This is a genomic window from Nostoc sp. (assembly GCF_036917275.1).
Taxonomy (GTDB): Bacteria; Cyanobacteriota; Cyanobacteriia; order Cyanobacteriales; family Nostocaceae; genus Nostoc.
The window spans coordinates 57,096-72,484 of record NZ_JBALDF010000047.1 but is presented as its reverse complement, the minus strand read 5'-3'; the positions used below and the strand labels follow the sequence as shown (position 1 = coordinate 72,484).

Sequence of the window (15,389 nt, the reverse complement as noted above, 5' to 3'; positions counted from 1 at the left end):
AGTGGCATTTTGTGATTTTAATCGAATTATTACCCCCCTTAATCCCCCCTTATAAAGGGGGGAAACAAGAAAATCCGGTTCCCTCCCCTTTATAAGGGGAGGGTTAGGGTGGGGTGAAATGAGCAGGATAACTTTAGTTAAGTTTTTGATATCTCCCCAAACTTAGGACTCCACCACCCTTTTTGCGTACTAAAATAAGCCACATCTTTATGTTTGGTATCCTTACGCGATCGCGGGTCACAACATCGCAACATTGTCTTACTCTGCCCATCTTTTATATAACTGTACTCCTCTAGAGGTTTCTTACATACTGGGCAGGGATATGCCGTCGTTTTCACAGGAGGTTTTTGTTGATTCTCAGCTTGGACTGCTTTAGTTTGTGGTGGCTGCCAAGTTTTGTTAAAGTCGCTCCAAAACAACACGACATTTTCACAACCTGTTGTACATTTGAGGAAATATTTCTTTTTAACCTTACTGCTGGGAATTTTGGCGAGAAAATTTTTGCATTCAGGGCATCGCGTTTTAGAAATTTCATATTTGCGCTCATTTATCGCATTAACTTTACCTGTTGGAGAACTCGCAACTACAGTTTTAGCTTTGGAAAGTGCTGGTAGAAAGTAATCCTGATTCCAACTAGTTAAATAATGCTGCCAAGAGTTTTTTCCTTCAGAAATTGCATCAAGGGCATCCTCCATTTTCGCTGTAAATTCCGCCTCTAGTAAATCTGGCAGTGCTTTGAGCAAAAATGCGTCAACTTCTAAGCCTAAGGCTGTCGGTTGCAGATGATCTTTTATCAACTCGACATAATTTCGTTTTTTTAAAGTAGCAACAGTCGGAGCATAAGTACTTGGGCGACCAATTCCTTTACGTTCCATCAGTTGCACTAATTTGGGTTCACTATAACGGGGTGGTGGCTGCGTCTGCTTCTGCTCATGTCCAGCATTCTCTAGTTTCAATGCCTGTCCCTGTTGTAATGAAGGTAAAAGACTATCCTTGCTGAGATTGTTCCAGTACCGAGCATAACCGTAAAATTCAATCACTTGCCCTCTGGCTGACCACAGTAGAGAACCAGACTGAGTAATCACCAAAGTTTTACGCAATTGGGCAGCCCGACACTGAGAGGCAATTGACCGTTTCCAAATCATCACATACAGATTAAACTGATCATCAGGAAGTTCAGAGCGTAACTGAACTGAGGGACGAAACACATCCGTTGGGCGAATCGCTTCATGTGCTTCTTGAGCGGATTTGCTACTGCGATGCTTGGCGACTTGCTGCGGTACATTCTGCGGATCATTTTGCTCTAACCATTTACGGGCGCTGGCGCAAAATTCTGGACTCAGCATCACTGAGTCTGTTCGCATATATGTGATAAGCCCAGCCTCATAGAGCTTTTGGGCAACAACCATAGTTTTGTCAGGAGCAAATCTCAGCTTTGAACCAGCTGCTTGCTGAAGGCTGGAAGTTGTAAATGGTGGTGGTGGCTGGCGGTTAACGATTTTTCCTTCAAAATGAATCACTTGATGAGAATGTCGCCGTGCTTCTTCAACTAAACGTGTAGCCTCTGCTTCGGAAAGAACGCGTTTAGATTCTGGTGTTTCTGGACTATTACCTACCTTTGCGTCATCGTGTGTTTCAGTTTCTTGGTCTGCTGCATCTTTTGCAGAATTGACTGTCCCTTTGTAAAAAGCCCGGAATCCTTCAGCATAATCTACCCAGACACTCCAGTAATCTTGGGGGACAAAAGTCAGAATTTCGTTTTCTCGCTGACAAATCAAATGCAAAGTCGCGCTTTGAACTCTGCCAACACTTTTAGCGCCGTTATTTAATGCCCAAACTAAAGGACTACCTTTATAACCCACCAACTTATCTAGGCAATCTCGGCACAGCCCAGCACCAATTAAATTTTGGTCTAGCTTTCTAGGATTAGCGATCGCACTCTGCACCGCCGATGCTGTAATCTCAGTATAAATTACTCGTTTTGGTTCCCTTAAACCCAGCGTTTCTTTGAGATGCCAAGCGATTGTCTCGCCTTCCCGGTCTGGGTCAGTTGCTAAAACAACTTCATCAACCTGCCTCACCGCAGACTTTAGCTTCTGAATTGTTTCCTTCGCTCGTTGGTCACGCGGGATGTAATTGCACCGGACATTACTGCCATCCATGACAAAGCCCAAGGAATCGTCGCCTTCATTGCTGAGTTCTCGGATGTGACCACAACTGGCGAGAACTTTCCAATCTGCACCCAGAATTTGACTGAGTTTTTTGACTTTTCCGGGAGACTCGACCACAAGCAGGCGTTTGATCATAGCAACTGCATTCTCGATTTTGAGCAATAAACTGGCAATTGCTTTTGAGCGATCGCCTATTCTCGTCATGTGGATTTTCTAGAATACTGTACCAAAAAGCTTTGGAAATTGCTCAACTCAGTTTAGAGGTAAATCATCTCAACGCGATGTTTCGATTGTGCGATCGGCCTACGTAGAACAAGGTTGCTACAAAAATATTATTTGATAAATCTTTTTATGCTCCAAGTTCTGCTTTTTGTTGAACTCATCCTTATCAGCAAGCTACGTTGCGATCGCGCTTCCTGTTTGTCTACCAGGTTGACTTACAGCAGTAATTAGCGAGAATTGATGCTGTCCACGCCAAGCAATTCTCATGGAGACGGTTTGCGATGTCTACGCACTATAGAGCAACTTATAAGTTAATTACAACGATTGCTGCAATTATTTAAACGTTTTTTATATATGAAGGAGCAATTGTTGCAAAGTATGAAGTATTTGCAGCAACAGCTTATACATTTCTTGGAAATACTTAAACGTTTCTTATACATGAAGGAGCAATTGTTGCAAAGTATGAAGTATTTGCAGCAACAGCTTATACATTTCTTGGAAATACTTAAACGTTTCTTATACATGAAGAAGCAATTGTTGCAAACGCTTCAATTTTGACAACTAGTTTTGAGGGTTAAGCGGTTAGAGTGGGGTAAAATTTACGCTCAAACCCAAGTTGATGAGCTACTTCAGACTTGTGTGTAACCGTAGCCTTATTCTTGGGGAGGGGAGACAAAGCATAGCTTTGTCTATTGGTGTCAACTTAAGCCCAAACCCTTTTAAAACCTCGTTTCCAGCCTCTGGGTGGAAATGCTCTTTTATTGCGGCTCTGCCGCTAGTTTTGAGGCGGAGCCTCTCATAGGCATTCCCAGTCAGAGACTGGGAACGAGGGAAACTTTAAATCTTGCGCCCTCCCCTTTACAAGGGGAGGGTTGGGGAGGGGTGATTCAAGGATTTTTGCAAGAGGTCTATTGTTAATGTGTCAGCTGGCGCGGAGGTTTTTGTAATGAATTTGGCGAAAATTTTCTGTAATTCTAGGTTCTGTGTAAGTATCTAAATATATCCTGGCATTTACCTTGAGCTAATAGTGTTGTCTATGGCAGTCATCACGATTCGGGAAAATCAGCCAACAGAGACGGGTTTTGCCGCAAGTTTGATTTTTGAGGGTGGCGAATACTCAATCAATCAATTCCTGAATTGAATTTGCAAATAAACCTCAAGTAGCGGCAAATGTCAAGCGATCATTTCCTCTTCGATGTTGTCTGTGCCAGCCTCACGTATGCGTTCCTCACCGAGATTTTCTGGTAGAAATCCACCTGCCTGCATTTTCTATAACCTGTGGTAAGCGCCGCCGAGTGCCAGTAGTTTGGCGTGGGAACCATCTTCGATAATGCCACCTTTGTCGAACACCAAAATCCGGTCTAGATGGACAATGGTAGATAGTCGATGAGCTACCACAATCACCGTTTTCCCATTCATTGCTAAGTCGAGGGTATCCTGGATCGCTTTTTCAGTGATTGAATCGAGACTGGAGGTAGCTTCATCCAAGATCAGGATCGGCGCATCTTTGAGAATTACCCGGGCGATCGCAATGCGCTGCCTCTGCCCTCCAGACAACTTGACACCACGTTCACCCACCATAGAATCGTAACCATCCTTACTTTGGGCGATGAAATCGTGAGCATTAGCTTTTCGTGCCGCCTCGATCACTTCTGAGTCGGTTGCATCTAAGCGTCCGTAACGAATATTTTCTAGCAAAGTGCGATGGAACAGAGACGGATCTTGGGGAATCAAGCTGATCTGAGCGTGTAGGGCATCTTGAGTCATGTCTCGAATATCGACCCCATCAATGATAATCTCTCCAGATTGTGGGTCGAACAAACGCAGAATCAGATTGACAAAGGTGGATTTTCCAGAGCCGGATAAGCCCACCAGTCCGATACGCTGTCCCGCTAAGACGGTAACAGAAAGGTTGTTGAAAACTTTCTTCTCATCCGAGTAGTTGAAATTCACCCGCCGAAACTCAATCTTACCTTGAGTAATTGAGTGGGCGATCGCGCGATCGCGATCAATCAACTCGTGGGGTTGAACAATAATCAAGACACCATTGGCGACATTACCGATATGTTCAAAAAATTCCAGAAAGCGGCGGCTCAAAGTGCGGGCTTCACTGATAATTAACAGCGACAGGCTGGTTGCCACAACGAAGTCAGCAGTAGCAATCTTCCCATGACTCCAAAGGGAGAGCGAGTAATACAGGGTGCTGATTTTCAGAATGGCTGCTGAGATGAACTGAAACCAGCGAATTCGCTCTGAGTACCAGTTGGACTCTCTCACCTCTTTAATTTCGCGCCTTAATTGCTCATTCAAATAGCGTCGTTCAAAACCCAAGCGAGCAAATAATCTACTACTAGTAATATTTGTTACTGCATCTACGATGATGCCAGTTGTCTCACTTCTTGCAGCTGCGGCTTTTCGGGAGTAAAATCGGCAGCGAGTTGCCAGCCAGAACGAAATACTGATGAAGAGAACTGCCCATATCCCCACGAGTGCAGCCAGCGGAGGATATGTGCGGTACAGTATCGTCGTGGCGACGGTATACACGACGATTACTGGCATAAATTCAGTAATCATCATTTGCATCGTTTGGGTAACACCCAGAGAAGTTTCGCTAATCCGATGCGCCAATGCCCCGGAAAAACTGCTGCTCATGTAGCGATGTGAATGGTGCTGCAAGTAGGCATATAGCGATCGCACAATGTGCTGTCGGTGGATGGGATGAAGGATGGTTTGCAAGAGTCCAGCCGATCGCCCGAATACTACTTCACCCACACTCAAGGCGGTGAACAGCATCAAAGGTTGCCTCATGGCATCAAAAATGGGTTTGGTGTCGCCCGCCCCTCGCGTTACGCCCCGGATGATCTCACCAATGGCATAGGGCAACAGAATGCCACAGGTTGCGTGTATTATCTCCAGGATCACTGCTGCGACATACCACCAGCGGAACTGGTAAACGAAATAGCAAATGAACCTGAATGGAGTTGATGGCAAATCTGGTGCATCAGCAGCACGTTGAAAGAATTTGGATTGTCTGGCTTTTTTCGTCATGAAAGTCGGTCGCGTAGCATTGTTTTAGCTTTTCATAGCGAATTGGTATTAGTATGACTTTGCAAGCATGAGGTTTGGAGTTTTCATAAATAGAAACTAACGAAGAGAATCTCCCCTTCGGTATTCGGCGGTTAGGTCATCTAACTTTTGTTTTAAACTATCATCGAGTTTTAGTTCCACTGCCTTCAGGGAGTCAGCAAGTTGTTCTGGGCGGCTAGCGCCAATTATGGGCGCAGTGATAATCGGATTAGATAAAACCCAAGCCACTGCTAGAGTGGTGAGGGAAAATCCAGCGAGATCCGCTACTGTGCGTAAAGCCTCGACACTATTGAACTCGCGATCGTGCCAGTAGCGATCTTGATAACGTTCTGCGGCAGCACCTAGCGTGAAACGGGTGCCTGAGGTGGGGCCTTCGGCGAGAATGTGTTTGCCGGTAAGCAGACCGCCTGCCAAAGGATTATAGGAAATTACACCCAATCCTTCTTCTTTCGCCAGGGGCAATAGTTCTCGCTCAATTTCGCGAAACAACAGGTTATAGCGGGGCTGAATTGAGATGAACCTAGTTAGATTGCGCGTCTCGGCACGACCCAAGGCACGGGCGAGTCGGTAGGCTAAGAAGTTGGAAACCCCGATGTAGCGCACCTTGCCAGCACGAACCACCGCATCCAATGCTTCCAGAGTCTCATCGAGGGGGGTTGAGGCATCGTCGGAGTGCAATTGGTACAGGTCGATATAGTCAGTTCCCAGCCGCCGCAGGGAAGCATCGATCGCATCCAGAATATGTTTACGCGAAGCCCCCTGATCCCAAGGTGCAGGGCCAACCCGACCGACGCACTTGGTAGCCAAGATAAAATGTTCACGTTTGCCTTTGAGCCAGCGCCCAACGATTTCTTCGGTGCTACCAGCAGTGGCAAGGCCGCCGCCGAGGGGATAAACGTCGGCTGTATCCAAAAAGTTGATTCCGCTATCAGCAGCAGTATCGAGGATGTCTCTGGAAGTTTCTTCGTCGGTCTGCAATCCAAAGGTCATGGTGCCCAGACAAAGGCGAGAAACAGTCAATCCAGTTTTACCGAGATTGGTAGTTGGTAATGTCATGGAGATGTTGTTGATTGAAAGTAGTTGATTGAGAAAGTGTTGAAATTTATAAATAGAATGCCACGTGGGTTCCGCCCCGCTGACGCTCCTAAGTCGCTAACGCTAACGCAGAACTAAAAGCCTCTAGGACACATCAACTAAGTACAGCATTTTATTAATTCGCTACAAATTCATCAAAGGCAATACCCTGCAATGCCAATGCATCGGCTTACATTGTTAATGTGTGAGCTTACATTGTTAATGTGTCAGCTTACATTGTTAATGTGTGAGCTTACATTGTTAATGTGTCAGCTTACATTGTTAATGCGTCGGCTTACATTGTTAATGCATCGGTTTACATTGTTAATGCGTTGGCTTGCATTGTTAATGCTACGCTTATTACGCAAAACTGTACTAAGCCATGATTAACTAATAGGATAACGATGTCAGCATTTTTTAATGTGTGAACCAATTTAACCAACCTTCCCAGTTTTGTACGATCGCTGCAAATTCTGCATAACCATCTGCTTTTGGGTGAGCGCCGTCATTGGCTTTTGCTTCTGCTAGCCAGATTGGTGACTTCACCAAACTGGAAAACACATCAAGATACGAAACATCTAGTTGATCACAAACTAATGCAAATTCCTGTGACAGATTTGCAAGAATTTGATTTCTTTTTTCTTGAGCAACATCACCACAGGGTGGCGGACTGACCATCAAAATCGGATAGAGTTGCTTTGCTTGGCTTAAGATACTGTGAGCATTTGCAATTGACTCTGACAATTCGATTCCTTGTTGTTTACCCGCCCATCCTGAATCGTTTACACCAAAGGAAAACACTACTCGACCATCGGATTCTCTTGGCAGACGATAAGAGACTTCTGAGTACCAACGTTGTTTAAGAAACCGACTCGTCTCTGCCCGCACCCCCAAATTGTAATGGGTGATAGCGTATCCTCTTGATTCAGCATTACGGCAGACTCTACCTGTCCAACCCAGAAACTCTGGATCACCTGTGCCATTGACAAAGGATTCACCAATAAAACAAATTCTGATTTCTTTGCGAGAATCTGATGTAACTTTGGATCGCTGTATACCTCATCTGCAATAAAATGATCGCCTTCTGGCAGCACTGTCAAATCGACTTTCCCCCCGACTTTGCGTAAGCGCTCAACAAAATTTTCCGTATCCTCAATTGGCAGATTTTTATCCTGTCCACCTTGAAATATTTGAACGGGAATGTTTTTGAGTGCGAAACAGGCGAGAAAAGATAAGGCAAGGAACCATTGCTGGTGTCGTGACGTTGTTCGACGGGCATAGTTGTGACTCCTAGTTTGATTTGGGCAATTCAATTTTGGATTGGAATTGAATCTAAAATCCAAAATCTAAAATCAGCTAACTGCCGCCTTGGCTGGCTGTTTCCATAATGCGGCGGCGTACAGCGAGGCATCAAAGTCTGGCGCAATGTTGTCACCTGTGATCCGTGTCTCGTGCTGTGCCCAATCAGCGAAGAACAAGTCGTGGCTGATGCGTGCCACCACCGCCGGCACGTCGCGCCGAATGCTGGGCACGTCGCCGATGGGCAGACCGAAACTCACAAAGCCTGCGGGGTTGAAGACGTGGATATCCTTCAGGTAAGGTGCGCTACCGGACACCTTCTCTTGGTATTCGTGGGCGCTGCCGAGGTAGGGGTGCGTGCCCAGATCGTCGTCGCGTTGGTCAGCCGGTGGTTCGTAGCGATCGCGCCAGAGGGCGATGTGCTGTGCAAAGTCGGCTAGTTCAGGCCGCTTCGTCGGCCGCGTCGATCACCGTTACGCGGCCGATGCCGGCACGCCGCAGCGCAAATGCAAAGGTGCTGCCACTGCCACTGCCACCCACCACCGTGACGTTCTGATCGACGCCTGGGCGGTCGGGTATCCAGTTATCGGGATCGGGGCCGATTAGGCGTAGCGCCTCGCGGGCCCCAACATCAGGGTCAGTCGTTATCGTCATGTCGATCTCCCAGGCTGAAAGTGTATATCTTTGTTATCGAAGAAGGTGATGAGGGAGAATATTCTTCATGTTTCTCCCTCATTTTGCCTTTTAGACCACCACTAGGCTCTTGTCCACTTGTTTAGATTCGGTGTTACCTACCTTGGATTCGATCGCCGTACCCTTGAAGAATTCGGGGTTGGCTTGGGTGTAAAACTTGTAAGGATTAGCGAATACATAAGACTTGAAGTCGGCTTCGGAAATAACGCCTTCTTGAACCAAATCCCAGCTTTCAGCCAAGGGGGCGGTGAGGTCTGGCACATCCCAGTGACCAACATCGGAGGAATAGATGGCGTTAATTTTGACTCCCAAGGGATTAGCTTTGTCATTGAATGCCGTAGCGATCGTGCGATCGTCGGACTCGGAACCAAAGAAGAAACTGTTCACCCAGCGATCGCGGATGTCCTCGGTTGTTTCAATGCCTGCTGCGGCAAAATCTTCCAATTCGCTACCAATCGGCGCCCGACTAAAACGGCTGAATGAAGATCCCAAGACACTCTTGGTCAATTCCTCCTTATCGAGGGAATGCCCTTGAGTGATTTCCGCACCGTAGCGCTCAAATATCTCAAACAACTCATCGGCATTCGTCAGCGCTGGATTGTAGTTTTGCAGCGCCTTCAGATTGCGCTTGGAGAAGCGATCCACCAGATGTATGTAGACGTGGGCACCCCAATCTGCACCACCTTCGAGCATAGCTACTCGCAACTGCGGAAAACGCTTGGTAACACCGCCAAAGAACAACGCTTTAGCAAAGGCTTGCGAACCATCGGCGAAGTGACCGATATGGTTGTTCATGTAGTTACTAGTGGAGGAGCGTCCAGTCCAACCCTGACTGCCGTAATGGGTGGTGACGGGTACGCCTAGTTCAACGACTTTGGCCCAGAATGGATCATAGTCGTATTCACTATCTAGTCCGTAAAAGTCGATATAAGAAGCATACTTGGCGATTTCCGGGAATTTATCAGCTGGATACTTATCAGCGATCGCTTTAATTGGCCGTTTCACACCCCCGGTTATATTAATAACCTTTAATCCCAGTGTTTTCACAGCAAACTCTAGCTCCTCAATCCCTTCTTGGGGAGTAGTTAATGGGATGCCAGCTACCGGTGTCAGGCGATCGCTATATTTCCGGTAAATATCAGCATGATAGTGATTGACCGCACGTTGCAGTGCCTGACGGTTCTCTGGACTTGCTCCAGCCGGTGCCAGGACATTGTTCGGAAATAGCACCGAATAGTCTGACCCCTGCTCCGCCTGACGCTCATAGAGAAGTCCGGGGAGGGTGTAAGTAGCGAGATCCAGGGTATTTTTGGTGACTCTGGCCCACCAAGGCGATCGGATTGTGCGGTTGTAGTGACGTTCTTCAGGGGTTTGTTGATACCAGTCTTTACCGTTGCTCTTGGAGTTGAGACGCGAAGCTTCGGTCTTGCGTAATTCATCCACCAGTTTCACGCCGCCGTAATTGGCGATGTAATCCTCAAACGCCGGGGTGAAATCATTGGTGTGAACGTCGGTATCGATTACTGGATAATCGAGGGTTGCTTTGATTGCCGCAGAGCGCGAAGTCTTCAATCGGCTATATTCACTCATGTTTTTTCCTTCAAAAAAAATTACAGGGTTTTTCTCGCAGCATGGGATGCTGGTTAATTTGTATTAGTCCATGTCTGCAAAGCCGCACAACAGATTGCCTCCCCGTTGCATAGGAAAAGGCAAGGGAGTAAGCATATTTTGTGTCAAGTTATTTGGCTACAATCTTCAGATTCTATAGGGCGGCGATCTACAGAAGGTGGGCTGCTTAAGCACAGTGCAGATATTAAAAGTCATTTATGCCAACACCAATTTTTCATTTACTTGTTTGGCAACAAAACGATTGCCCGGACGACGCAATCCCAGGTTTTCACGCAAGGTACTGCCTTCGTATTCAGTACGGAACAGTCCGCGTTTCTGGAGAACGGGAACGACTAAGTTAATGAAGTCATCTAATCCTGTGGGGAGGATTGGTGGCATGATATTAAAACCGTCTGCCGCACCGTTGTTGAACCATTCTTCTAACTGGTCAGCAATGGTTTCGGGAGTACCAAGTATGGTGCGATGTCCTCGGGCGGTGGCAAGAGAGAGATACAATTGGCGCAGTGTGAAAGTGCCACGAGTAGCCAAATCCCTGACTAGTTTGAGACGACTTTTGTTGGTGTTGGTATCGGTCGGTAGTTCGGGAGCCAAATCATCTAGGGAATATTTCGCCAGATCCACACCCTGGTAATAGTTCTTTAAAATCCCCCAGGCGACATCGGGATGAATCAGTGATTGCAGGAATTCGCACTTCTCTTGAGCTTCTGACTCAGTGCGGCCAATGATTGGGAAAGCACCAGGCATAATTTTTAGATCGTCTGGAAAGCGCCCATATTCTGCCAGCCTACCTTTAACGTCAGCATAAAATTCCTGGGCATCAGCTAAGGTTTGATTGGCAGTAAAAATTACCTCGGCAGTGCGTGCAGCCAAGTCCCGTCCTGATTCGGAGGCTCCAGCCTGAACAATCACTGGGTAGCCTTGGGGCGGACGACCGACATTTAAAGGGCCTTTTACGGAAAAATATTTGCCCTTGTGGTTGAGTGTATGTAGTTTATCTGGGTCAAAATAGATCCCAGATTCTTTGTCACGGATGAAAGCATCATCTTCCCAGCTATCCCACAATCCTTTCACGACTTCCACAAACTCTTCGGCGCGTTCATAACGCTGGCTATGTTCTGGGTGATGCTCAAGTCCGAAATTAAGAGCGGCATTCTCATTCCCTGTGGTGACTACATTCCACCCCGCCCGGCCATTACTCAAGTAGTCCAGGGAAGCAAACTTCCGCGCCAGGGTGTAGGGTTCTTCATAGGTAGTCGAGGCGGTGGAAATGAAGCCGATGTTTTGAGTCACGGAGGACAAGGCTGAGAAGAGAGTGACCGGCTCGAAATGGACGATTTTACCGTTGCGATGCTGAGTTTCTGGAGCGCCGCCCCAGACTCCTGGGCTATCAGCAAGGAAAACTGCATCGAACAAGCCGCGTTGGGCAGTTTGAGTAATTTCCTTGTAATGCTCGAAATTAAATCCAGCATCTGCTTGTGAATTGGGGTGACGCCAAGCGGATATGTGATGACCAGTGGCTTGAATGAATGCACCTAAACGAAACTTGCGTGTTGTGCTCATATGCCTTTTTCTTTTTTATAGTGTGATTGCTGATTTGCGTATAACTAATGGCTTTTCATGTAACGTCAGCTATTACTTTCACTACTGCTGCGCTTGGCTAATTCCTAACTACTCAAATGCCTGACACATCTTGGTCAAACCTTCATAGCGGCAAATATCTGATGAGTAGACAACAGCATGTTTGCTTTCAACAGCTGACACCCGCCCAAAAAATACAAAGGATGGCAGATCGATAAAATACTTTCCCTATAAAGCTTTGAAGTACTGGTGTCTGGCTCCCAGGTATTCACCTCTTGCTAGACACTGAATTTAATAATGGAATGCTTTGGCAGCAACTAAACTTACACTTTAGTTGCCTACTAGTTCCTCTATAAGGAATGAAATAACAGAACTTTAAATCAGGTTAATAACACAGCAGAATTCGGAATGCTGCTGCTTGGCGCTCGAATTATCATAAATTTATCTAGCAATGTTACTCCGCAGATAAAGTTTACACGATGGATACAAAAAAATATGTACTGAAGAACACAATCTCATGAAATACTAATTATTAGTTTCTCTAACATTAAGTATCGCAAACTGATTGATTGCTCAGTATGTAGTATGTATGCTGCCCTTAAGAAGTATCTATCTCAGATCAACCGTCCGCAGCAGACTGGAAAAAAGGGCGTTGCATACACAACATGAGGTTGTGTACTTTGCAATGTTCATCCTGTCAGTCTACGGAGATTAAGGAGAATAGAAAGCGACTATAGCAGTCCGATTTGATTTCGTTCAAATTTACGGCATCCAGATCCCCAACTTCTATGAGAAGTTGGGGATCTAACTTTTCACGAATGATTTAGGATTGCTGATGATTGAAACTGAAATGTTTCATGAAAAAGTTTCTCCCGGCAGTAAGGAAGAACAGCTATATTCAAGTATGATTGCAATGCGTCGGTTCGGTCAGCCCAAAGAGATTGCTGCTGCGATCGCCTTCTTCTGCTCTGAGGAAGCAGCGTTGATCACGGGACAAACCTTATTTGTCGATGGTGGAGCAAGTATCGATCGCAGTCTTATTTGAACACAGGTCATCAGTAAAGCGTCTGTCTCAAACAACGAAGTAGCTAGTCAAGCGTATTTATCAACTAACAAGGGGTTTAAGCCGTAGAAAGGCTGAGGTAGCTTTCTGATTTTTGTACAAAAAGATTCCCGACTTTTTAAATAAGTCGGGAATCTGAGCTTTTGGATTTTCACTAGTACACCACGGCGTAAATCCAGCTAGCTAACAAGGGGCAATTATTCGTTGGGTACATGGTTGGGTGATTTCCGAAGAAATTGCGATCGGACAAAATCCCTTGTTAAACCAATTCGCAATTCGCAATTACGTTTTGTGACGGGGATTTAGACCCCGACACAAAACGTGCTGCCTATAGAAGCAGGGGACTTAAACCCCCAAGGTTTGTTAAAGGTACGCAAACTGACGCCACACTATACTAGTAGACCACGACGTAAATAGAGCAACCATTTAAAATCGCTAAAAAGCCCATTTCATAATACTTTTGACTTTTGACTTTTGAATGAGTGACTTCCACCTTGCGGTACTAGTCTAAAGTTGATAGACTATTGACTTTTGCCTATTCCCTAATAAGGTACAGCCAATTTTGCATCGGCTACCTGAGCATTATCGGCAACAATTTTGCGGAATAAATCACCTTCAATAGTCTCCTGTTCTGTTAACAAATCTACTAAACGCTCTAAAACTATACGGTTGAGTTGCAACAGTTCTTTTGATCTGATATAGCAATTGTTAACAATTTCGCGCACCTGCGAATCAATTTTGGCGGCAATTTCCTCAGAATAGTCTGATTTATTCATCCAGTCGCGTCCCAAAAATACCTCTGCACTCTGATTTTCTAAGGACAATGGGCCTAATTCTGACATCCCGAACCGGGTCACCATCTGCCGGGCCATAGTTGTCACGTGTTGCAAGTCATTTCCTGCACCTGTGGTCACTTCTGGCTTCCCAAAAACAATTTCCTCGGCGGCGCGACCACCTAAAGTAGCTGTTATTCGGGCTTTGAGTTGGGAACGGGAAATTAACCCCTGTTCTTCGTTGGGAGTAAACCAAGTTAATCCCAATGCTTGTCCTCGTGGAATGAGTGTAACTTTCTGTACAGGGTCATGGTCTTTGAGCAATGTGCCCACTAAAGCATGTCCAACTTCATGATAAGCAATCAAGCGCTTGCTCTTGCTGTCTACCAAGGCGGTACCTTCCATACCGGCAACAACTCTATCCACAGCAGCATCAATTTCTAAAAGGGTGACAGCTTCTTTCCGCCTTCTAGCAGTGAGAATGGCAGCTTCGTTGAGTAAGTTGGCTAAATCTGCGCCAGTAAAACCAGGAGTGCGGCGAGCGATCGCTTCTAATGATACGCTGGGATCAATTTTCTTATTCCGCGCGTGGACTTTCAAAATATCCAGTCGTCCTTTAAGATCGGGTGCATCCACCATCACTTGTCTGTCAAAGCGTCCTGGTCTGAGCAGCGCTGCATCTAGAACATCGGGGCGGTTAGTGGCAGCAATAATAATGATGCCTGTGTTACCTTCAAAACCATCCATTTCGGTGAGCAGTTGGTTGAGGGTTTGTTCTCGCTCATCGTTACCACCACCGATTCCAGCACCCCGTTGTCTACCTACTGCGTCAATTTCATCGATAAATATTAGACATGGGGCATTATCTTTGGCTTTTTTGAAGAGGTCACGCACACGGGATGCACCCACACCGACGAACATTTCCACGAATTCTGAACCAGAAATGCTAAAGAATGGTACACCTGCTTCACCTGCGATCGCTTTTGCTAGTAAAGTTTTACCTGTACCAGGGGGGCCAATTAACAGTACTCCTTTGGGAATACGTGCGCCTACAGCGGTAAATCTTTCTGGCTGTTTGAGGAAAGTAACAACTTCTTCCAGTTCTTCTTTAGCTTCTTCAACCCCAGCTACGTCTTCAAATCTCACTCCAGTTTTGGCCTCCATTTGGAAGCGAGCTCTGGACTTGCCGAAATTCATCGCTTGACTAGAAGCATTAGTAGAGCGCCGGAGGAACAATAGCATTAAAGCCAGCAGTGGCAAAATCCACATGAGATTGATCAACAGTCCAACAGCAGCTCGACTCTTAGCAGAGGAAACTTCGCCAAAATCAACATTTTTCTCTTTGAGTATGTTAATTAACTCTGTGTTTTGTGCCAAAAGTGCCACCTGTTGCGGTGGCGTATTCTCCTTTTGCCCCTTTAGATAAACCCTTGCTAGCTGTTCGGTTTCGTCAATCTCTACTTTTTCAACTTGTCCCGCCTTCGCTTTTTTGAGCAAATCACCATAATTTAGAGAGGTGCTCTCAGCTTTTTGTGCCAAAACGGGAGTACTTACGAAAATTCCTGGCAACATAATCAAACTAGCTGCGAACGCACCAACCCAAGCAACGCGTTTTGAAGACTCCCTTTTTACCAATGCTTTTTTTCCCAAATTTGTCATAATAATTTACCCTTTGTCTGCTGGCACAAGTTGAGCGCTGGTTTTATGCCTATTCTTCTAGCAAAAATTGTAATAACTGGAAATTACACTTTTCTTATCTAGTCTAACTTCCATACAAAACCATTCCCAAATTTATTTCGG

Annotated in this window: 9 protein-coding genes and 2 pseudogenes; 1 reads left to right on the top strand and 10 read right to left on the bottom strand. The window is 45.9% G+C overall.

The genetic code is table 11. The annotated features are described in order from the left end of the window. Positions 1-137: 137 nt before the first annotated feature. The 9 genes and pseudogenes from topA to V7K35_RS17700 all read right to left on the bottom strand — a co-directional run bounded on the left by topA (position 138) and on the right by V7K35_RS17700 (position 11,735). On the bottom strand, positions 138-2,306 hold the full coding sequence (gene topA / locus V7K35_RS17740) for a type I DNA topoisomerase (RefSeq protein ID WP_335080607.1): 2,169 nt from the start codon (positions 2,304-2,306) through the stop codon (positions 138-140). Positions 2,307-3,665: 1,359 nt separating this feature from the next. After that, positions 3,666-5,441 (bottom strand): annotated as a pseudogene (locus V7K35_RS17735) (ABC transporter ATP-binding protein); the annotation flags it as partial. A gap of 96 nt (positions 5,442-5,537) precedes the next feature. After that, positions 5,538-6,536 carry an aldo/keto reductase gene (locus tag V7K35_RS17730; protein ID WP_335080525.1) on the bottom strand — a complete coding sequence of 333 codons (999 nt, stop codon included), beginning with the start codon at positions 6,534-6,536 and terminating at the stop codon, positions 5,538-5,540. A gap of 435 nt (positions 6,537-6,971) precedes the next feature. Further along, on the bottom strand, positions 6,972-7,514 hold the full coding sequence (locus V7K35_RS17725) for a GDSL-type esterase/lipase family protein (RefSeq protein WP_335080606.1): 543 nt from the start codon (positions 7,512-7,514) through the stop codon (positions 6,972-6,974). Positions 7,515-7,648: 134 nt separating this feature from the next. After that, positions 7,649-7,867, bottom strand: a pseudogene (locus tag V7K35_RS17720) (hypothetical protein); the annotation flags it as partial. Between the two features lie 39 nt (positions 7,868-7,906). After that, positions 7,907-8,170, bottom strand: coding sequence for a hypothetical protein (locus tag V7K35_RS17715; protein WP_335080524.1), 264 nt, complete (start codon positions 8,168-8,170; stop codon positions 7,907-7,909). Positions 8,171-8,294: 124 nt separating this feature from the next. Next, positions 8,295-8,507 (bottom strand): hypothetical protein, encoded by a 213-nt coding sequence (locus V7K35_RS17710; protein WP_335080523.1) that lies wholly within the window; start codon positions 8,505-8,507, stop codon positions 8,295-8,297. A gap of 90 nt (positions 8,508-8,597) precedes the next feature. Then, complete coding sequence (locus tag V7K35_RS17705; RefSeq protein ID WP_335080522.1) at positions 8,598-10,136, bottom strand: amidohydrolase family protein; 1,539 nt, start codon at positions 10,134-10,136, stop codon at positions 8,598-8,600. Between the two features lie 234 nt (positions 10,137-10,370). Continuing rightward, complete coding sequence (locus V7K35_RS17700; protein ID WP_335080521.1) at positions 10,371-11,735, bottom strand: LLM class flavin-dependent oxidoreductase; 1,365 nt, start codon at positions 11,733-11,735, stop codon at positions 10,371-10,373. An 853-nt stretch (positions 11,736-12,588) separates the two neighbouring features. On the opposite strand from V7K35_RS17700, the gene V7K35_RS17695 reads away from it, so the two are divergent. Further along, a complete protein-coding gene (locus tag V7K35_RS17695) occupies positions 12,589-12,798 on the top strand; it encodes an SDR family oxidoreductase (protein ID WP_335080520.1) in 210 nt (69 codons plus the stop codon). 560 nt (positions 12,799-13,358) lie between these two features. On the opposite strand, the gene ftsH is transcribed toward V7K35_RS17695, so the two are convergent. After that, positions 13,359-15,248, bottom strand: coding sequence for an ATP-dependent zinc metalloprotease FtsH (ftsH, locus tag V7K35_RS17690; protein ID WP_335080519.1), 1,890 nt, complete (start codon positions 15,246-15,248; stop codon positions 13,359-13,361). Between the last annotated feature and the right edge of the window lie 141 nt (positions 15,249-15,389).

Excerpts from the sequence above, each read along its gene's own strand:
- V7K35_RS17705 (WP_335080522.1), bottom strand. The coding sequence starts at position 10,136 with ATGAGTGAATATAGCCGATTGAAGACTTCGCGCTCTGCGGCAATCAAA.
- V7K35_RS17730 (WP_335080525.1), bottom strand. The coding sequence starts at position 6,536 with ATGACATTACCAACTACCAATCTCGGTAAAACTGGATTGACTGTTTCT.
- V7K35_RS17700 (WP_335080521.1), bottom strand. The coding sequence starts at position 11,735 with ATGAGCACAACACGCAAGTTTCGTTTAGGTGCATTCATTCAAGCCACT.
- V7K35_RS17710 (WP_335080523.1), bottom strand. The coding sequence starts at position 8,507 with ATGACGATAACGACTGACCCTGATGTTGGGGCCCGCGAGGCGCTACGC.
- V7K35_RS17695 (WP_335080520.1), top strand. The coding sequence starts at position 12,589 with ATGATTGAAACTGAAATGTTTCATGAAAAAGTTTCTCCCGGCAGTAAG.
- ftsH (WP_335080519.1), bottom strand. The coding sequence starts at position 15,248 with ATGACAAATTTGGGAAAAAAAGCATTGGTAAAAAGGGAGTCTTCAAAA.
- topA (WP_335080607.1), bottom strand. The coding sequence starts at position 2,306 with ATGATCAAACGCCTGCTTGTGGTCGAGTCTCCCGGAAAAGTCAAAAAA.